Genomic DNA, 19,243 nt, shown 5'->3' with positions numbered 1-19,243 from the left:
GGACTGCCGGGGCTGTGGCTGCGAGGGCGTGAAGACCGGCCGGGGCCGGGGTCTCAGACGGTGAGGCCCTTCGACTGCATCCAGGCCATCGGGTCGATGCCCCCGGCGGAACCGGCCGTGTGCACCTCCAGGTGGAGGTGGGCGCCGGTGGAGTTGCCGGTGGAGCCGACGCGGCCGATCACGTCGCCGGTGTTGACCTGCTGGCCGACGCTGACGCTGATGGAGGACTGGTGGGCGTACCAGATCTCGGTGCCGTCGTCGAGGGTCAGCACGGTCTTGTAGCCGTAGGAACCGTCCCAGCCGGCGGAGGTGATCGTGCCGGTGTGGACCGCCTTGATCAGCGTGCCCGTGGGGGCGGCGAAGTCCAGGCCGGTGTGCTGGCCGGAGGACCAGTAGGCGCCGGCCTGACCGAAGGTCGAGGAGATGGTGTACGAGGAGGTCGGCAGTGCGTACTGCTTGGCCAGTTCGGCCAGACGCTCGGCCTCGGCCTTCTGCCTGGCCTCCTCCTCCGCCTTCTCCTTCGCGGCGGCGGCCTTCTCCTTCGCGGCGGCGACCTTCTCCTCCGCCTCCTTCTTCGCGGCGGCGGCCTGGTCCTTGGCCTCCTTCTCCACCTGGGCGGCGGCCTCGGCGGCGGCCTTGTCCTCGGCCTGGCTCTGCTGCTGCTCGACCTGAGCCATGATCCGGGCGCGCAGCACCTCGCCGGCGCCGGAGGTGCTGCCCTGCTCGGCCTCGTCGGCGACCGTGCCGATGCTGCTGAGCGGGGTGGCGGAACCCTGGGGGGTTTCCTCGTCGGAGATGAGGGAACCGACAGAGGGAAGGTCCGGCATCGAGATCGAGACCGGCGGCTTGCCGGTCTGGGCGCTGGCCATACCGCCACCGGCGACGGCGGCTATGACACCGACGCCCAGGACGGTGGAGCTGCGGGCGAGGCCGCCGCCGCGCTGCTTGCCGACGCGGTGCCGACCGCGTACGGGGAGCAGGGACTCCGCGGTGGGGTTCCACTCCTCGAAGGGGCCCTCGTCGGTGCGGATGCTGTCGTAGCCGAAGGTCTCGCTGTCGCGCTGGCTCGGCATGAAGGGGGCCTCAGGGGCAGGACGGTTCGACGCCACGTGGGGCGCACTCCTTTCCTTCCTTATCGCCTACCGGGTTAGCTGACGGGTTCGGAGCAGGAAGGTCTCCTACGCGCGTATACCGTCCGTGTCTCCACGGGGCATTCACGCGATTCACCCCAAGGTGTTGGTTCCCCGGTTCCCTTGCGGGATTCGGCGCGTGCGCACGGAGCCGACTCGTGTGACGGCTGGGACGACCGCGCTGCGTTATCGAACGTTAATAGACGGAGGGGTCGTATTCCAAGCCGTTCCTCTTGATCGTTAACGATTTCCATACGGACTTAAGCACCACGACCGCCCCAAAACGGGTGAGTTGACTTCCCCTCATCCGTCACACCTTATCTGACGGTGCATCAGTTGTTATGCGCAGCGAGGCGCTGCGATCACCCGGCGTGACATCGGCGCGGAAGGGCCCGGAGAACGCGCCCTCGGAACCTCCACCGGAGGACGGGAACGGAAGACGGAAACGGAAGACGGAAACGGGAGACAGGAACAGGAACGGCCGAGGGCCGGAACCCTTTCGGATTCCGGCCCTCGGCCTTCAGTAGCGGGGACAGGATTTGAACCTGCGACCTCTGGGTTATGAGCCCAGCGAGCTACCGAGCTGCTCCACCCCGCGTCGTTGTGTAACCAGCATACGGCATCCGCGGGGCACTTCGCACACCCATGACCGCCGCCCCTCCGTCACCGGCCGGTCAGATGGCTGTTCGGTGCCTCGGCGGCCTCCTTGTGCTCCGGCAGGACGACGACCAGGGCCCCCTCCGCGGCCAGCACTCCGCTGCCGTCGGCGCCCGCCACGAAGGTGTCCGGCTCCCGCCACGCGGTGACCACCCGCCGTACCCCCGCGTCCAGGATCAGCCGGGCGCAGGGCGCCGGACGGGAGGCGCGGCGGGCGCAGGGTTCCAGGCTGGAGTACACGGTGGCGGTCGCGAGCCGCGGGTCCACGGGGTCGATCTTGGCGAGGGCGGCCTCCTCGGCGTGCACCACCGGGTCGCCGCCCTCGCGGGAGTGGCCGCGCGCCAGCTCGGTGCCGTCGGCCGCCACGACCACCGCGCCCACGCTGAACGCCGTCCGAGAGGGCGGGCACCGGTCCGCCAGTTCGCAGGCGAGGGCCAGCCAGTGGTGGTCGGCGGCGACGGGGAGCGGGCCGGCGCCGGGGGCGGTGGGCTCGTAGCGCATGAGGACGACGTCGCCGATGGGACGGGTCTCCAGCAGCCGCAGCCGGCCGCCCTGGTAGGTGCCGGGGCCGAAGAGGCGGGCGGCGCCCGGGTCGCCGACGAAGAGCGGGGCGAGGACCAGCTGGAGCTCGTCGGCGAGGCCCTGGGTGAGGAGCTGGGTGTGGATCAGGCCGCCGCCCTCGACCATGAGCCGCCGGACGCCGTACGCGTCGTACAGGTGCGTCAGGAGCCGCCGCCAGTCGAGGTCGGCGCCGAGCGGCACGATGTCGGCGGCGAGACCGTGGGCGCGGGCGCGTTCGGCGCCCTTGTCGGTCGTGTAGAGGGCCTTCGCGCCGCCGGTGTGCCAGAACCGCGCCGCCGGGTCCAGGTCGCCCGAGCCGCTGACGGTGACCTTCAGCGGGTATGCGGGGCGGCCCGAGGCGACCCGGACGGCACGCCGCTCGGGCGCGTTGACCAGCAGCCGGGGGTTGTCGGCACGGATCGTGCCGGCGCCGACCAGGATCGCGTCGACCGACGCCCGTACCTCGTCGACCCGGTCGAAGTCCTCCGGGCCGGACAGCAGCAGCCGCTCGGGGCCGGTGTCGTCGAGATACCCGTCGAGCGAGACGGCGGCGGACAGCAGGACGTACGGGTGGGGCATCGACGGCGCTCCTGACAGGGACGGCTGGGCTGGGCTGGGCGAAGAGAGTCTTGCACCCGGTGTGTCCCCGCGCGGAGGGAAGCCGTACGTGTGCCACCGCCATGTGGCGCGAACCGTACGGCGCGGGCCGCCGCCGACACGCCGTTCATCGCCGGATACGTCCTCGTCCTCGCCGTACTCGGTCCGGTGCTCGCCAAGCAGTCCCCTCTGCTCGCGCGCGCCCTGCGCGCCGTCCAGGCCCGGCTGCCCGACCGCGGCTCGTCCCGGGACACCGGGCCCGACCCGGACACCGGACCCTCGTCGGGCACGGGGCTCCCCCCGGACCTGGACGCGGGGCCCGACGGAAGCCCGGACGCCGGGCCCGTGCCCGAGCGGGAGCCCGCCGAAGCCGAGCGCTAGGCGCACGGGGGCGGGTATCGGCCGCACGGGGAACGCCCGAGAGGGAAAACCCGTCGGCCGAACGGGAACTGACGCTTGATCAGGTTCCAGTCAGGGCCCGTCAGGGTTCGATCAGCCCCACCCGGATGGCGTACCGGGTGAGTTCCAGCCGGTCCTTCAGGTCGAGCTTGGCCAGCAGGTTCGCGCGGTGGCGCTCCACGGTCTTGGGGCTGATGACGAGGAGGTCGGCGATCTGCTGCGAGGTGTTCCCCTCGGCGACCAGCTTGAGGATCTCCTCCTCGCGGTCGGTGATGGCCTTCGCGGGCAGGTTCCGGCCGTCCCGGGCGAGTTCGAGGTAGTTGCGGATGAGGGCGTTGACCGCGCCCGGGTAGAGGAACGGTTCGCCGCGCATGGTGGCCCGGCAGGCCTCCACCAGGTCGCGGTCGGCGACGGACTTGAGCACGTAACCGGAGGCACCGGCGCCCAGCGCCTCGAAGAAGAACTGCTCGTTGTCGTACATGGTCAGAATGAGGATCCGCGTCTGCGGCAGGGTGCGGGAGAGCTCACGGGCCGCCTGGAGGCCGGTCAGGCGGGGCATGGCGATGTCGAGGATGGCCAGGTCGGGTTCGTGGATACGGGCCTGTTCGAGGGCTTCGGCACCATTGTCGGCCTCGGCGACGACGGTCAGGTCCGGTTCGCCGTCGAGGATGAGGCGTACTCCTCGGCGGACCAGCGCGTGGTCGTCGGCGAGGAGGATGCGCGTAAGGGCGCCGCCGCTCTCGGCGCCGGTGGGGGTGCTGGTGGGGCCGGGCTCGGTCATGTTCGGTGTTTCCGGTCGGGGACGGTGGTCGCGGGTGGCGGTGTCCGCACGGGCGCGGGACCCCGTACGGGGACAGGGACGGCGAGGCGTACTCGGGTCCCGCCGCCGGCGGCGGGGCCCACATCGAGGTCGGCGCCGACGAGCAGGGCCCGCTCACGCATCCCGAGGATGCCGGCGCCCTCGGACGCGGCGCCGATGCCGTGGCCGTCGTCCCGCACGCGCAGCTCCACTCCGGAGGGGGTGCGGCGCAGGGAGACCTCCGCGCGTTGGGCGTGCGCGTGCCGGGCGATGTTGGTGAGCCCCTCCTGGGCCACCCGGTAGAGGACCAGTTCGGCCTCCGGGCCCAGGTCGGGCAGGCCGGGGTCGAGGCGGTGCTGGACCGACAGGCCGGGGCCGCCGAACTCGGCGGCGAGTGCCTTGAGGGCGCTGGCCAGCCCGAGTTCGTCCAGGACGCCGGGGCGCAGCCGGCGGGCGATGCGCCGGATCTCGTCCAGGCTGCCCCGGGTGGTCTCCTGCACCAGGCTCAGTTCCTCCCGCAGTTCCGGCGGGGCGTGGTCGGCGACCCGCTTGAGCTGGAGCAGGACGGCGGTGAGGCTCTGGCCGACCTCGTCGTGCAGTTCCTGGGCGATCCGGCGGCGTTCGTCCTCCTGCGCGGACAGGGCGCGGGCGCTGCTCGTGGCGCGTTCGTCCTCGAGCCGGTCGAGCATCGTGTTGTACGTGCTGATCAGCTCGGCGATCTCTCCGCGCCCGGCGACCTCGGGGCGCTGTCCGGGGCGCAGCAGGTCGGTGGTGGACATGGCGCGGGTGACCCGCTGCAGCGGGGCGAGGCCGACGCGCAGCAGCAGCGCGTTGGCCCCGAGCATGGCGGCCAGTCCCACGGTGAGTACGAGGGCCTCGGTGAGCAGGACCGGGGTGGAGACGGTGACCGGTCCGAGCAGCAGGACTGTGGCCGTGATCAGCACGACGGCGTTCAGCAAAAAGATCCGCCAGAACAGTGGCACCCAGTACCGCCTCCTCACCGTGTCCCTCCGGAGCCGTCCGTCGTCGTACGGCCGTCCTGCTGTGCTTATGCCCCGGAACCACCGTAGTGCTGCCCTGATGCCACCCTGGTCTTTCCCTGATACCGCCGTGACCCGGCCCTGTCCCGGGCCCTGCCTTCCTGGCCCTGCCTCCTGTGGGTCCTGCCCCTGGGACTGCCTGCCAAGCAGCACCCCCCACAGGACGCTGCTTGGCAGGGGTGCAGCCTGGGGCGGCTCTGCTGTCGTAGGCTCCCGTGCCGCGGAGCTTTGGGCGGCCCGCGCGACCGGGGGCGCGGGCGCGGGCCGTCATGCCCCAGCGTGAGCGCTGGTCCGACGGTGCGCCATCCGTGACAGTCCCCATTTTTCCCGTGGGTGTGCGGTGCCCGGCCCGGTCCGCGTACAGCCTGGCCCCCCGCGAAGATGAGGGCCGCACCCGATGGTCGCGGGGCCCCCGGGCGGGTGATCCTTGAAGTGGACGCAGGCCCGTCCCCGCCGAATCACCCCGTACCGGGCGGGTGATGACCTCGGCGCACGGGCAAACTCCCATGGCCGGCCCGATGGTGGAGTGTTGAGTTCTTGAGGCCGGCGTTTCACTTTTCCGCCCCGGCGTCGGTTGCCACGGTACCGACGCCCGGAGGCGCTGCTTCGGAGGTGGTGGCCGGCCGTCTCACCGTGCTGCCACCGTTCGGGAAGGAGGAGACGTGCCCCAGTCCGACGACAAGCACCTCGTCGATCTCGCGGCCCGATTCGAGCAGGACGACCCGCGTTTCGCCCGCTCGATGTCCAGCGGACGGCCCACCCGGCCCCGCGAATACCGACGCGCGCGTGCCTGGTGGGTGCTGGGGATCGGCCTTGTCCTGCTGACCGTCGGCCTGATCATGCCCGACGGGCTGCTCATCGCGACAGGTCTGGTGCTCAGCGGAATCGGCGTGCAGCTGTTCGACCCGTACCCGCCGCAGACGGACGGCCGGCAGCGGCACTCGGCCCGCTGAGAGCGCGGGCTGCCGGGATCATTCCACATTCACGCATGTCGCTTTGTCATGTCATGCGACGCTTTTCCCAGCGCACCCCAGTTTGGGGTGCGCTAAAATCTTTACCAAGCGCTTACGCTCCGTTGAGCAGTGTTCCGCTCTTTCGTCGAGCGTTGAACTCTGCACGTTGAGTACTGGGCACTGAGTGCGGTGTACCGAGTGCGCCGCGTCCTGGGTGCCGCGTACCGATCGCCGAGCGTTGCCGACCGGTTGAGCCGATGAGAAGAAGAACGGGGGCGTGACATGGGTCGAGTGATCCCCGTACGTGTCGACAACGCTGCCCGCGACGGCGTCCCGGATACCGGCGGCGCCGTCTGCCGCCCGAGCAGCAGCCCGCGGCGCTGACGCGCCCTTCACCAGCCGCGGGCGTCGCCGGCTCCCACCCCGGGCGCTGCCCGTGCCGTACCACCCCCTCGGCCCCCTCGGCCCGAGGCCCCGCGGGCACTCTCCCACCTCGTAGGGGACACACCCGGCTCACCCCCGGTGCCCCGTCCCCCAACACCCCGGCACCCGACCCCGGAAGCCCTTCGCCAGGCACCGCACCCGCCGTTCCGGCACCCGCTCATCAGGCACAGACTCCGACACCGCATCGATCCACGGAGGTCAGACGCTCGTGCACAACACCACCGCCCTGCTCATCGAACTCGGAGCGATCATCCTCGCCCTCGGGCTGTTGGGCCGGTTCGCCGGACGGGTGGGCTTCTCCCCCATACCCCTCTATCTCCTCGCGGGGCTCGCCTTCGGCCACGGCGGCATCCTGCCCCTGCAAGCCAGCGAGGAGTTCGTCGCCACGGGCGCCGAGATCGGTGTCATCCTGCTGCTGCTGATGCTGGGGCTGGAGTACAGCGCGTCGAGCCTCGTCACCACCCTCAAGACCCAGTACCCCTCGGGTGCCGTCGACTTCGTCCTCAACGCCGCCCCCGGCGCCATCGCCGCGCTGCTCCTGGGCTGGGGGCCGGTCGCCGCCGTCGCCCTCGCCGGAGTCACCTGGATCTCCTCCTCCGGGGTCATCGCCAAGGTGCTCGGCGACCTCGGGCGCACGGGCAACCGCGAGACGCCGGTCATCCTGGGCGTCCTGGTCATGGAAGACCTCGCCATGGCCGTCTACCTGCCGATCCTCACCGCCCTGCTGGCCGGAGTCAGCCTCGCGGGGGGCAGTGTCACCCTGCTGATCTCCCTGGGCACCGTCGGCGCCGTCCTCTACATCGCCCTGCGCCACGGACGCATCGTCAGCCGCGCGGTCTCCTCCGACAACGCCGAGATGCTGCTGCTGGTGGTGCTGGGGCTGACCCTGCTGGTCGCGGGCGTCGCCCAGCACCTCCAGGTGTCGGCCGCGGTGGGCGCGTTCCTGGTCGGCATCGCCCTGTCCGAGGAGGTCGCCGAGGGTGCGCACGGCCTGCTGTCACCGCTGCGGGACCTGTTCGCCGCGGTGTTCTTCGTCTTCTTCGGGCTGCACACCGACCCGGCGGACATCCCGCCGGTGCTGCTCCCGGCGCTGGCCCTGGCGGTCGTCACCATGCTGACGAAGATCGCCACCGGCTGGTGGGCCGCACGTCGGGCGGGCATCCCGTCCAAGGGCCGCTGGCGTACCGGCGGCACGCTGGTGGCGCGCGGCGAGTTCTCGATCGTCATCGCCGGTCTCGCCGTCGGCACGGAACCCCGGATCGGTCCGCTGGCCACGGCGTACGTCCTGATCCTGGTCGTCCTCGGCCCCCTCACCGCCCGCTGGACCGAACCGCTGGCAAGCCGCCTCACCCGCCGCTCGCCGGACAAGCCGCAGAACACCACCCCGGTCGACCAGTCGGAACCGGTCCACGCGGGCGGCTGACCGCCGACACGACGAAGGGCCGGGCACACCCGCCCGTCGGGAACAGGTCGACCGCCGGGACGAGGCCCTCACGACCCGACGGTCGACCCGGCCGGCGCGCACCGACCGTCATCGCCCGCCCGGCGCGCACCGCCCATCCACTCATCCACTCATCCATTCATTAAAGAACGACCGTTCTTGACCGATCGTTCTTTAATCCCGTACGGTCATGGACATGGGACGACCACGCGCCTTCGACACCGATCAGGCCGTCCGTACCGCAGCCGTCCTCTTCGCCACCCACGGCTACGAGGGCACTTCGATCGACGACCTGGTCACCGCCACCGGCATCCACCGGGGCAGCCTCTACAAGGTCTTCGGCTCCAAACGGAGCCTGCATCTGACCACTCTCCGCACGCACCTCGACCACGAGATCCACCCGGCCGCCGCGGCCATCGCCACTCTCACCGACCCCGAGCAGGCCCTGACCGCGGCCATCGCGTCGTACGACAACGGTCCGGCAGCCGGGCTCCTGCTTCTCTCCGCCGCCGAACGCGCACCCCATGACCCGGACGTCGCCGCGCTGGTCGCGGAAGGGATCACGGCACTGGAGGACGCCCTGCGCCCCTCTCACGGCGACGATGCCCCTCGGCTCGCCTCCACCGTCCTCGGCACCCGTCTGCGGCTGCGAGCCCAACCGACCACCTCCAAGGAGCACTGACATGGCCCTGATCTCCATCGACCGCGAACGAGGCCTGCTGACCGCCGAGTTCCAGGGCCTCGACAAGCTCTGGACATTCAGCAGCCGCCTGGAGATCCCCCTCGCCCACATACGCGGTGCCACACACGACCCCGGCATCGCCCGCGAACCCAAGGGCATCAAGGTCGGCGGCACGCACTTTCCCGGACTGATCACCGCAGGCCGCTTCCGCCGCGACGGTGAACGTCTGTTCTGGGACGTGAAGAACCCGGACAAGGCGATCGTCATCCAGCTCGCCGACGCCGAGCACTACGACCGGCTCATCCTCGAAGTCGACGACCCCCGAGCCACCGTCCACCTCATCGAACAGTCCATCGCCCGCGGCTGAACCACACGAGGAACCAGTCACCCCCGTAGCTCCGTAGCTCCGTAGCTCCGTAGCTCCGTCGGCCCGCTGTCACAGCGACCGATCAGGCGGTGTCTTGAGGTCGGCCCCCTGGGAACGGTCGAACTCTTGAGACGACGGAGACACCATGACTGAGAACACCGACGTGGTCGTGATCGGCGGCGGATACGCCGGCGTCATGGCGGCCAACCGCCTGACGCGGCGCGACGACGTGACAGTGACCCTGGTCAACCCGCGCCCGGACTTCGTCGAGCGGATCCGCCTGCATCAGATGGTGGGCGGATCCCACGACGCGGTCGTCGACTACCGGGACATCCTGGCCGACGGCGTCCGGCTGATGGTCGACACCGTGACCCGGATCGACGCGGCCGGGCGCGGCGTGGCGTTGGCGACCGGCGGCACGGTCGGCTACGACTACCTGATCTACGCGGTGGGCAGCGGCAGCGCCGACCCGGGTGTGCCCGGAGCGGCCGAGTTCGCGTACCCGATCGCCACCCTGGAGGCTGCGGAGCGGCTGCGGCCGGTCATCGAAGCCGCGCCCGCTACGGCCGCGGTGACGGTGATCGGAGCCGGTCCGACCGGCATCGAGACCGCCGCCGAACTGGCGGAGGCCGGCCGCGCCGTGACCCTGGTGTGCGGTGGGGTGCTCGGCCCGTACCTGCGTCCCCGGGGCCGGCGCTCGGTGGCCGGGCGGCTGGCGGCGCTCGGGGCGACCGTGCTCGAAGGCCCCGACGCGAAGGTGACGGCGGTGACGCGCGACACCGTACGGCTCGGTGACGGCCGGGAGCTGCCGAGCGAGGTGACGGTATGGACCGCCGGATTCGGCGTGCCGGACCTGGCCGCCCGCAGCGGGCTGAGCACCGACGCCCTGGGCCGACTGCTCACGGACGAGACACTGACGAGCGTGGACGACGCGCGTATCGTCGCGGCCGGGGACTCGGCGGCACCGTCGGACCTGCCGCTGCGGATGAGCTGCCAGGCCGCGATGCCGCTGGGCGCGCGGGCCGCCGACACCGTACTCAGCCGGATCGCCGGTGAGCGGCCCTCACCCCTCAACCAGGTGTTCGCCGGCCAGTGCATCAGTCTCGGCCGACGCGGCGGCATCTTCCAGTTCGCCCACAGGTACGACGTCGCGGTGTGGTTCCACATCGCCGGCCGCCCCGGCGCGAAGCTCAAGGAGTTCATCTGCGGGGGAATCGTCAAACACCTGTCCGACGAGGCACGCAGGCCCGGCTCGTACAACCTGCACCGCGTCCCAGGAGGCCCCCACCGCCAACGACTCCTGCGGACCAGGCCGGCCAAGGCGCCGGCCACCCCCTGACCCCACCCCGGGAGGGGTGCCGTCGACGTCACGAGTCGCGTGGGGTCACCAGGCCGGATTCGCAGGCCAGGACCACCAGCTGGGCCCGGGTTGGACAGGCCCCGCGCGACGAGAACGACGGCCTCGCGTTCGCGGCTGGTCAGCTCTTTCAGGCCCAGGCCCAGGCTCAGGCCGATGTCGGTGAGGGGCGGCTGGTCCACGTACCGGTTGATCAGCCTGCGGGTGATCGCCGGGGCCAGCAGGGCGTCGCCACGCGCGGCAACGCGTACAGCGTGCAGGAAGTCCTCCGGCAGGATGTCCTTGACCAGGAATCCGGCGGCGCCGGCGCGCAGCGCGTTGAAGACGTGTTCGTCCAGAGCGGCGACCCGGTCGGCTTCCTCCCCGCGCGCCGTCACCACGATGATCGCCGCGCGGGAGCGGCTCCGCATCCGGCGGCAGACCTCGACACCGTCCAGGCCGGGCAGCCCCAGGTCCAGCAGCACCACATCGGGCTCCGGGACCGCTGCCAGCGCTTCCCTCCCGGTGCCGACGCTGCGCGCCCGGTACCCGGCCCGCTCCAGGCCCAGCACCAGGGAGGCGGCGATCCCCGGGTCGTCCTCGACCACCAGCACAAGCACACCGAAATCATATGTTTTCGCCATCCGTGCCAGGATTGACCGACGGACCCGTCGCTGAAGACCGTTCGGTCCTGCCGTCCGGCGCGGTGCGCGCGGTTGCATGGACACCCGGAGAAGCTGTCGCGCCCGTCGGAGTGACGTGCCTGGAGAAGCCGGAGGGCCACTGTCGTGTCGCACACGGGAGACACCGGAGACGGGCAGAGGCCGAAGGCCCGCGGTGTCCGTCGCCTGCTCGAACCGGCGCTGCTGGCCGCGACGACGGCCACCCTGCTGAGCGGGGGAATCGCCTGGTCGGCCGGGAACCGGGGCGTGGCCGACGCCTTCTGGGCGGCCGGCACGGTACTGGCCGTCGGTCCCGCCCTGGCCTGGGTCCTGGCCGCATTGCGGAAGGGACGGGCCGGCGTCGACCTGATCGCGGTGCTGGCGCTGGCCGGGACCCTCGCGGTGGGCGAGTACCTGGCGGGTGCGCTGATCGCGTTGATGCTGGCGACCGGCCGGGCTCTGGACGCCGCGGCCGAACGCCGGGCCTCCCACGACCTGCGAACCCTGCTGAAGCACGCCCCCCGCTCGGCCCGCCGCCGGACCGGCCAGGAAGTGGCCGTGGTCCCGCTCGCCGATGTCGTCGTCGGCGATGTGCTCGTGGTCGGCCCCGGAGACGTGGTCCCCGTCGACGGCAGCGTCCTGGCCGGTCCGGCGGAACTCGACGAGTCCGTGCTGACCGGCGAGTCCGCCCAGGTCGAGCGCGGCACGGACGAGCCCGTACGCAGCGGCGTCGTCAACGCGGGCGGTGTCTTCGAAATCCGGGCGACCGCCACCGCGCAGGACAGTACGTACGCGGAGATCGTACGGCTGGCTCAGCACGCGGGCGCGGAGCGGGCACCGACCGTGCGACTGGCGGAGCGTTACGCGGCCTGGTTCCTGCCGCTGTCGGTGGGGTTGGCCGGTCTCGCCTGGCTGCTGAGCGGATCCGCCGTCCGGGCGGTCGCCGTCCTCGTCGTGGCGACCCCCTGCCCCCTGCTGCTCGCCGCACCGGTCGCCGTCGTCTCCGGGCTGTCGCGGGCGGCCCGCCGCGGTGTCATCGTCCGGGACGGCGGGGCGCTGGAGCGCCTGGGCCGGGCGCGCACCCTGGTGATCGACAAGACCGGCACCCTGACCGTCGGCCGACCGCGCGTCCTGGCGGTCACCGCCGCCCCCGGGCGGTCCCCGTCCGAGGTGCTGCGACTGGCCGCCTCACTCGACCAGGTCTCCGCGCATGTGCTGGCCGACGCGATCGTCCGCGAAGCCCGGACCCGGGGCCTCGCGCTGTCCATGCCCGCCGACGCCGCGGAGGAACCCGGCCGTGGACCCGTCGGCACCGTGGACGGCCTCCGTCTCGGCGTCGGCAAGTGCTGCCTCCCTCAGACGGCCCTCCCCGACTGGGCCCGTGCCGTGGACAACCGCGCCGTTCTCGACGGGGCCGCCATCGCCTGGCTCACCGTCGACGACGCCCTCGCCGGTGCCGTCCTGCTCCAGGACCCGCTGCGCCACGACGCCCCGCGCACCGTCCGCCGGCTGCGGTCGGCGGGGCTGACCCGGCTGCTCATGCTCACCGGTGACCGCGCCGAGCCCGCCCGCGAAGTGGGAGCCGTGCTGGGCCTTGACGAGGTCCGGGCCGGTCAGCTCCCCGCCGACAAGGTCGCGGCGGTACAGGCGGAACGCGCACGAGCCGTCACCCTCATGGTCGGCGACGGCGTCAACGACGCACCCGCCCTGGCCGCGGCCGACATCGGCGTGGCCATGGGCGCCCGCGGCTCCACCGCGACCTCCGAAACCGCCGACATCATCCTCACGACCGACCGGGTGGACCGCCTCGCCGACGCCATGGAGATCGCCGTACGGGCCCGCCGGATCGCGGTCCAGAGTGCCGCGGGCGGGATGGCGATGTCGCTGGTCGCCATGATCGCCGCCCTCCTCGGATGGCTGCCCCCTGCTGTCGGAGCCCTGCTTCAGGAAGCCATCGACATCGCCGTCATCCTCAACGCCCTGCGCGCGCTGCTGCCGGCTCGTGGTGCCCGTACCGCTCTCGAACCGGACGCCGAGGATCTCATCCACCGCTTCGCGGCCGAACACGACGACCTCAGGGACGCCCTGGACGCCATCCGTGAAGCCGCCGGCCTGCTCTCCGCGCAGGACGGCCCGGGATCGCTGGCCGCCGTGCGCCACATCGACCACCTGCTCACCACTCGGCTGCTCCCCCACGAATACGCGGAGGAACACCAGCTCTACCCCGCGCTGAACACACAACTCGGCGGACCGGAAGCCACCGAAACCATGAGCCGGGCCCATACCGAGATCGCACGCCTGGCCCGCCGCATCACGACCCACCTCCGCATGGCGGACGAGGCAGGCGCACTGAGGCCGGAACAACTCGACGACCTGCGCGCCTGCCTGTACGGGCTCCATTCCGTTCTCCGCCTGCACTTCAGCCAGGAGGAGGAGAGCTACTTCTCACTCGCTCCCTGAGCCGTTCGCAACCCGGTGCGGTTGATGGCCCGACGGGCATGCAGGGCAACGTCGGGGCCGATGTCGATGGTGGTGATCTGCCCATCGTCGCCGACGAGTTCGGCGAGGGTGGGGGTCGGCAGCTGCTTGCCGTGGAGTGTGCACGAGGGTGGTTCAACTCGATCGTGTAGCGGTTGGCTTCCGGGCTTGCAATGTCCTGGTGTGCCGGCGGGACGACGACGCCGGTGGAATCACGTGACAGTTCCCAGCTGGGGTCATCAAGCCGGGAGGCAAGGCGGAGACCACCACAGTGCGGGAAACCTTGGACGAGACAGGTGTCCACTGCGCGGTCCGGCAGCACCTCGGAAACCGACTTCACCCCGTGACCGGCGTGTTGTGCGAGTACTTCCTGTGCGAGTACCTGGCCGGTGAGGCCACCAACAGCGACGCGGCCGAGAACATCGACGTCATGTGGGTCCCCAGAAACGCGGTGCCCCGCTTCATCCCCGTCGATACGATCTTCCCACCCATCCTGGCCGTCATGGAGGAGCAGACGTGACGCAGCAGAACACGGACGAGCGGCCCGGCATCGCCGCTGCCATCGTCGTGAACGAGGGGCGTGTGCTGATGGTGCGCCGCCGGGTCAGCGAGGGACAGCTCTCCTGGCAGTTCCCGGCCGGAGAGGTCGAGCCCGGCGAGGCCCGCGAGGATGCCGCAGTGCGGGAGACCCAGGAGGAGACCGGGCTGGCAGTGGCGGCCGTAAAGCTACTCGGCGAGCGCGTCCACCCGAAAACGGGCCGGCTGATGTCGTACACGGCCTGCGAGGTGTTGGGCGGTACCGCCTACGTCGCGGACACCGAGGAGCTGGCCGAATTGGCCTGGGTCGCCCACGGCGAGATCCCGCAGTACGTGCCGTACGGACTGTTCGAGCCGGTACAGGAGTACCTGGACGCGGTCCTCATCTCCTGACTGGCCATGGGACCAGGGGCCATGTCCGTATCGCGGTCCTGGGACACGGCGAAGAGTGCCATGGGCCCTACGAGCCAGTTGTTCTCGGAACGGGCCCACTTTCAACCGGTGAACTTCGCTCGAAGACGTTCGTTCTCCTCTTCCAGGGCCCTGACGCGTCGTTCGAGCTCAGCTCGTGTCGGCTTCTTCGGGGGCGGCGGAGGCGTCGGCTCCGTTGGTTCCGGTGGCTCGGCGCGCAGTCCGATGGGTTCGAAAGCCACGATCGTTTGCCGGTCTTCCCCGCACTCAGGGCATCGCTTGCTGTATGCCCCAGCGGAGACGGGGTCGGTGTACGTGTAGTGCGCCTCAGTCTCGATGGTGTGACCGCAGTACAGCCGGACACGCCACCGCATGATTTCGTGGTCCTGCGTCTTGAAGGACTGCATCAGCTTGGCGACATCTTCGAACGCCTGGCGGCGGCGCTCCGCTCTCGCCGGGTCTGTCCGGCATTTGGCGTTGTCCTCCTCGACCTGATGCCGAACCGACTGTCGCGATCGCGCCGAGCGCAGCAGTGGAGAAGGTGGCGATGTCTTCCCAAGGGAGGCCGTCAGTGCTCATGCGCGGGAGAGTATCCACGGACCGGACTATCGTCTGACCAGATTGACGCGGCCGACTGGGCTCGGTATCGGCCTCTCGCCGACCAACCAAGTTGGGGGAGAGGGCGCGGATCTTCTGATGTGCGAGTCATGGTGTGACGCCATCCGCCGGCACTGACAACGCCCTCGCCGCTGACTCGATGGAGGACGGGCGGCTGCTCCCTGTGAAGTCAGGCCGAATGGAAGGGGGCAGGCCCCAGGCCGGAGCAGCCATTCTCGCCGGAGCTGCCTCCGGTGGCCATGAACTCGCTCTCGCGGCCGTCGGGCATGCGGAGGATTCCAGGCGCCGCATCGAACAGGTCGACACCATCTTCGTCCTGCACGAGGGTGATGCTCCCCGCCCAGGTGCTGTGCCGGTCGTAGCTGAAGTTCTCCACCGTCGAAGGATCAAGACGTAGCACGAGCGACGCGGTGACGGAGACCTCCCTGCCATCAGGGAAGACGACAGTGGCTGGCCCGACATAACGAGGGCGGCCGTCGTCGGGATGGAAGGGGAGTCGTGACGTCATGGCGCGAGGGTAACGCGCGTCACGGGGGACCACTTCGGGATGGCGCCCTCCCGCCGATCCTGTTCCTCGGCACCGCCCTCACCGAGCAGACTGCCGCCACAGGCACATCCGCTCACGCACGGGCCTGAAAACGAAACAGCGCCCGAGCCAGCCGAAGCTGACCCGGACGCTGCCTAGCAGGTCAGAGGGCGTTTCCCTCCCCCGTCACCGGTGGGCCCTGTGGGACTCGAACCCACAACCAATGGATTAAAAGTCCACTGCTCTGCCAATTGAGCTAAGGGCCCCAGGCGATGTTGCCCCCACGAGCATAGCGGGACGTGGGCGCGTAGTTGATCGGGTATCGGTGTGGTGGACCCGGACGTGTCCCGTCCACATGCGGCAGGGCCCGCACGACGGGTGTCGTACGGGCCCTGCCATGTCAGTCCGGTGTGCCGGGATCAGCCGTTGCGCTTCCAGCGCGGCTTGTCCTCGCGGCGGCCGAAGGAGCCGCCGCCGCTGTGCTCGTCACGACGGCCGTACGGGCGGTCGTGGGAGGCGCCGGAGCGGAAGCCGGGGCGCTCGCCCTGACGGTCGCGGTTGACCGGACGGTCGCTGCCACGGTGGCCGGCGCGCTCACCGCGCTCACCGCGCTCACCGCGGTCGTCGCGGCGGAAGCCGGGACGTTCGGTGCGGTCACGGTCGCCACCACGGTTGAAGCCGCCGCGGTCGTCACGGCGCTCGAAGGGACGGCCACCACGGTCACCGCCACGGTCACCCCGGTCGTCACGGCGCTCGAACGAACGACCACCACGGTCGCCACCGCGGTCACCCCGGTCGTCACGGCGGAAGCCGCCACGGTCACCACCGCGGTCGCCGCGGTCGTCACGACGCTCGAACGAACGACCACCACGGTCACCGCCGCGGTCACCCCGGTCGTCACGACGCTCGAACGAACGACCACCACGGTCGCCACCGCGGTCACCCCGGTCGTCACGACGCTCGAACGAACGACCACCACGGTCGCCACCGCGGTCACGGTCGCCACCACGGTTGAAGCCGCCACGGTCGTCACGGCGCTCGAACGAACGACCACCACGGTCACCGTCACGGCGGTCGTCACGACGGAAGCCGCCACGGTCGCCACCGCGGTCGGAGCGCTCGGTGTCGCGTGCGGTCTGCTGCTCCGGCAGCGAGATCTCGGCCTGGGCCGACGCCTCGGTGGCCGCCTCGGCCACCGCCGCCTCCGGGTCGTCGCCCCGCTCGCGGGCGGCCCTGGCGACCAGCCGGTCCGCCTCTTCCCGCAGTTCGGAGGCCCGGCGCTGCGCCCGCTCCAGTTCCTTGGTGAGCTGGGCGACCTCGCGCTCGGCCTGCTGTGCCGCCTTGCCCGCCGACTCGGCCTGGACCTCGGTCATCGACCGGGCGCCGGTGATCTCGGCGAGCTCCGGGTCGAAGGCCGCGCCGCCCTGGATGATGTGACGCATGGCGTCCACGCCCGCGTCCTCCATCAGCCGGAAGATCTGGCGCCGCTGGTGCGGCAGGGACAGCGACACGACGGTGCCGGTGCGGCCGGCTCGCGCCGTACGGCCGGCCCGGTGCAGGTAGTCCTTGTGGTCGCCGGCCGGGTCCACGTTCAGCACCAGGTCGATGCCGTCGACGTGGATACCGCGCGCGGCGACGTCCGTGGCGACCAGGACGTTGACGTAGCCGTCCTTGAAGTCGGCCAGCGTCCGCGTCCGCGCACCCTGCGTCATGCCGCCGTGCAGCGCGTCGGCCTTGGCGCCCGCCTCGCGCAGCTGGTCGGCGACCCGGTCCGCGCCCAGCTGGGTACGGACGAAAATGATGGTGCGGCCCTTGCGGGAGGCGATGGCCGCGGTGACCGGTGCCTTGTCCTTCGGCTTCACGACCAGGATGTGGTGCGACATGGTCGTGACGGCGCCTTGGGCGGCGTCGACCTCGTGGTGGACCGGGTTCTTCAGGTACCGGTCGACGAGGGTCTTGATCTCGTTCTCCATGGTCGCGGAGAACAACATCCGCTGACCGCCCGCCGGGATCTGGTCGAGCAGCTCGGTGACCTCGGGCAGGAAGCCCAGGTCGGACATCTGGTCGGCCTCGTCGAGAACGGCGATCTGCACGTTCTCCAGGGAGCACGCGCCGCGGTTGATGATGTCGCGCAGCCGGCCGGGGGTGGCGACCAGGACGTCGACACCGCGCTCGAGGGCGTAGATCTGGTTGCCCATGGAGGTGCCGCCGCAGACGACCTTCATCTTCAGCCCGAGGACGTCCCCGTACGGCTGGAGCGCGTCGGCCACCTGCATGGCGAGCTCACGCGTCGGCGTCAGGATGACGGCGCGCGGCTTGTGCTTCTCGGTCCGGCCGCCGGCCAGCGTGGTCAGCGTCGGCAGACCGAAGGCGAGGGTCTTGCCGGAGCCGGTGCGGCCCCGTCCGAGGATGTCCTTGCCTTCCAGGGCGTCCGGGATGGTCGCCGCCTGGATCGGGAAGGGGCTGGTCACGCCGTTCTGCGTGAGCTTGCGCACGACCCCCTCGGACAGACCGAGGGAGGCGAAGGTGAGCTCGGGGGTGCTGTCCGCGCTGTCACCGTCGTCGGCGACGTCGATGTCACCGTCGACGGCGACGGCGACGTCGGTGATGACGTCCGTGACGTCGGTGACGACGTCAGCGGTGACGACGTCGGCGGTGGTGATGGTGTCGGTGTCCTCGGTGTTCTCGGGCACGACGACGTGATCAGTACTGGCGATGGGCATACGAATGCGAAACCTTCCGGAGTCTCTTCGGCACGCGCCCGTCAACTCCGTGATTCGCAATTCGCAATATGACCGCCTCGATGCGGTCCACCACGGTAAGGGGAGAGTACGCGCCACACGGCGCGCTCTGCAGTGGCGCCGGGCAAATAGGATCAAACGATCTGCCACCATACGCACCCTTCCCCCCCGATAGCAAACCGGGAGGTCACGCGGGGGACGGGGGCAAAGCAGCGGAGCGGGCCCCTAGACCCGTACTTCGCGGGTCCCTCGATCGTGAAGATCAAGTGATCGGGATCGGTCCACGGGCGGTCGGCCCGGCGGCGTGATGGTCATCGGGCAACCGATCGCGGCGGGAACCGGTCGGTGATCATGCGCTGAGCCTTCACTAACGGGTGACCCGCGAAGTGCGGGCCTAGACGGGCGCCCCCGCCTCCGGCGCGGGCTCCCGGTGTCCCAGTTGGGTCTCCGGCGGCTCGTGCGCCGACGAGGACGGCTCCGCGGCCGTCGGCTCCGGCGGGACCGAGGGCTCCGCCGGCACCTGGGTGGGCTCCGGATCCGCCGACCGGGTGGGTTCCGGTGGTTCCGGCCGGCTGTCAGGGGTCGGCCCCGCCGGCTCACCCGGCCCGCCGTCGTCCGGCGCCGGCCCGCTCGCCCCCGGGGAGGGCGACGCCTCGGCGGCGGACGAGGCTCCCGCCCCGCCCTTCTTCCGTTTGCCCTGCTCACCCTTCTTGCCGCCGCCCTCGCGGTACTCGCTCCCGTCCTCGGCCGCCGCGGCACCATGACCGCCCTTGCCGCCCGGCACCGCAGGCCCTCCGTCGGGCACCTCGCCGTCCGAACGGCCCACGGAATGCGATGGCTCGGCCCCGCCCGACCCGCCCCCAC

At 71.1% G+C, this 19,243-nt stretch carries 15 protein-coding genes, 2 tRNA genes, 2 pseudogenes and 1 riboswitch; of the genes and pseudogenes, 9 read left to right on the top strand and 10 right to left on the bottom strand.

Annotation, left to right across the window (positions count from 1 at the left end):
• Nucleotides 1–53: 53 nt before the first annotated feature.
• The 3 genes from ACFPZI_RS07685 to ACFPZI_RS07675 form a co-directional block, all read right to left on the bottom strand.
• Nucleotides 54–1,109 (bottom strand): M23 family metallopeptidase, encoded by a 1,056-nt coding sequence (locus ACFPZI_RS07685; protein WP_381359961.1) that lies wholly within the window; start codon nt 1,107–1,109, stop codon nt 54–56.
• 12 nt (nt 1,110–1,121) lie between these two features.
• Nucleotides 1,122–1,278: riboswitch (cyclic di-AMP (ydaO/yuaA leader) on the bottom strand.
• Nucleotides 1,279–1,654: 376 nt separating this feature from the next.
• Nucleotides 1,655–1,728, bottom strand: a tRNA-Met gene (locus ACFPZI_RS07680).
• 65 nt (nt 1,729–1,793) lie between these two features.
• The gene (locus ACFPZI_RS07675) at nt 1,794–2,927 is read right to left on the bottom strand and encodes a dihydrofolate reductase family protein (RefSeq protein ID WP_381359960.1); all 1,134 of its coding nucleotides are present in this window, start codon (nt 2,925–2,927) and stop codon (nt 1,794–1,796) included.
• 90 nt (nt 2,928–3,017) lie between these two features.
• Here ACFPZI_RS07675 and ACFPZI_RS07670 point away from each other — a divergent pair, with 90 nt between their 5' ends.
• Nucleotides 3,018–3,326: a hypothetical protein gene (locus ACFPZI_RS07670; protein WP_381359957.1), complete on the top strand. Its 309-nt coding sequence runs from the start codon at nt 3,018–3,020 to the stop codon at nt 3,324–3,326.
• A 100-nt stretch (nt 3,327–3,426) separates the two neighbouring features.
• Here ACFPZI_RS07670 and ACFPZI_RS07665 read toward each other — a convergent pair whose 3' ends face one another.
• Together ACFPZI_RS07665 and ACFPZI_RS07660 are read right to left on the bottom strand one after the other, a co-directional pair.
• Entirely contained in the window at nt 3,427–4,125 is a 699-nt protein-coding gene (locus ACFPZI_RS07665) for a response regulator (RefSeq protein ID WP_381359954.1), read from the bottom strand.
• The gene (locus ACFPZI_RS07660; protein ID WP_381359951.1) at nt 4,122–5,126 is read right to left on the bottom strand and encodes a HAMP domain-containing sensor histidine kinase; all 1,005 of its coding nucleotides are present in this window, start codon (nt 5,124–5,126) and stop codon (nt 4,122–4,124) included. The genes ACFPZI_RS07665 and ACFPZI_RS07660 overlap by 4 nt, the downstream gene beginning before the upstream one ends.
• A gap of 719 nt (nt 5,127–5,845) precedes the next feature.
• On the opposite strand from ACFPZI_RS07660, the gene ACFPZI_RS07655 reads away from it, so the two are divergent.
• The 5 genes from ACFPZI_RS07655 to ACFPZI_RS07635 all read left to right on the top strand — a co-directional run bounded on the left by ACFPZI_RS07655 (nt 5,846) and on the right by ACFPZI_RS07635 (nt 10,409).
• The gene (locus tag ACFPZI_RS07655) at nt 5,846–6,136 is read left to right on the top strand and encodes a DUF3040 domain-containing protein (RefSeq protein ID WP_381359949.1); all 291 of its coding nucleotides are present in this window, start codon (nt 5,846–5,848) and stop codon (nt 6,134–6,136) included.
• Nucleotides 6,137–6,788: 652 nt separating this feature from the next.
• The gene (locus ACFPZI_RS07650; RefSeq protein ID WP_381359946.1) at nt 6,789–8,003 is read left to right on the top strand and encodes a cation:proton antiporter; all 1,215 of its coding nucleotides are present in this window, start codon (nt 6,789–6,791) and stop codon (nt 8,001–8,003) included.
• 214 nt (nt 8,004–8,217) lie between these two features.
• Nucleotides 8,218–8,703 (top strand): TetR/AcrR family transcriptional regulator, encoded by a 486-nt coding sequence (locus ACFPZI_RS07645; RefSeq protein WP_381359944.1) that lies wholly within the window; start codon nt 8,218–8,220, stop codon nt 8,701–8,703.
• 1 nt (nt 8,704) lies between these two features.
• Nucleotides 8,705–9,070: a hypothetical protein gene (locus ACFPZI_RS07640; RefSeq protein ID WP_381359942.1), complete on the top strand. Its 366-nt coding sequence runs from the start codon at nt 8,705–8,707 to the stop codon at nt 9,068–9,070.
• A 145-nt stretch (nt 9,071–9,215) separates the two neighbouring features.
• Complete coding sequence (locus ACFPZI_RS07635) at nt 9,216–10,409, top strand: NAD(P)/FAD-dependent oxidoreductase (protein ID WP_381359939.1); 1,194 nt, start codon at nt 9,216–9,218, stop codon at nt 10,407–10,409.
• A 326-nt stretch (nt 10,410–10,735) separates the two neighbouring features.
• On the opposite strand, the pseudogene ACFPZI_RS07630 reads toward ACFPZI_RS07635, so the two are convergent.
• A pseudogene (locus ACFPZI_RS07630) lies at nt 10,736–11,050 on the bottom strand (response regulator); the annotation flags it as partial.
• Between the two features lie 204 nt (nt 11,051–11,254).
• Here ACFPZI_RS07630 and ACFPZI_RS07625 point away from each other — a divergent pair.
• From ACFPZI_RS07625 to ACFPZI_RS07615, 3 genes and pseudogenes are all read left to right on the top strand, one after another.
• Nucleotides 11,255–13,528, top strand: coding sequence for a heavy metal translocating P-type ATPase (locus tag ACFPZI_RS07625; protein ID WP_381360001.1), 2,274 nt, complete (start codon nt 11,255–11,257; stop codon nt 13,526–13,528).
• A gap of 190 nt (nt 13,529–13,718) precedes the next feature.
• Nucleotides 13,719–14,066, top strand: a pseudogene (locus tag ACFPZI_RS07620) (NUDIX hydrolase); the annotation flags it as partial.
• On the top strand, nt 14,063–14,476 hold the full coding sequence (locus ACFPZI_RS07615; protein WP_381359936.1) for an NUDIX hydrolase: 414 nt from the start codon (nt 14,063–14,065) through the stop codon (nt 14,474–14,476). The pseudogene ACFPZI_RS07620 and the gene ACFPZI_RS07615, both read left to right, overlap by 4 nt.
• 805 nt (nt 14,477–15,281) lie before the next feature.
• Here the strand turns inward: ACFPZI_RS07615 and ACFPZI_RS07610 are convergent.
• The 4 genes from ACFPZI_RS07610 to ACFPZI_RS07595 all read right to left on the bottom strand — a co-directional run.
• A complete protein-coding gene (locus ACFPZI_RS07610; protein WP_381359933.1) occupies nt 15,282–15,620 on the bottom strand; it encodes a hypothetical protein in 339 nt (112 codons plus the stop codon).
• A gap of 211 nt (nt 15,621–15,831) precedes the next feature.
• Nucleotides 15,832–15,904, bottom strand: a tRNA-Lys gene (locus tag ACFPZI_RS07605).
• Nucleotides 15,905–16,057: 153 nt separating this feature from the next.
• A complete protein-coding gene (locus ACFPZI_RS07600) occupies nt 16,058–18,361 on the bottom strand; it encodes a DEAD/DEAH box helicase (RefSeq protein ID WP_381359931.1) in 2,304 nt (767 codons plus the stop codon).
• 412 nt (nt 18,362–18,773) lie between these two features.
• Nucleotides 18,774–19,243 (bottom strand): hypothetical protein (locus tag ACFPZI_RS07595; protein ID WP_381359929.1); only part of this gene is annotated, 470 nt, incomplete at its 5' end.

The organism is Streptomyces chlorus, assembly GCF_042655885.1.
Classification (GTDB): Bacteria; Actinomycetota; Actinomycetes; order Streptomycetales; family Streptomycetaceae; genus Streptomyces; species Streptomyces chlorus.
The sequence above is the reverse complement of the archived record's forward strand: the minus strand, read 5'-3'. Positions and strand labels throughout refer to the sequence as shown.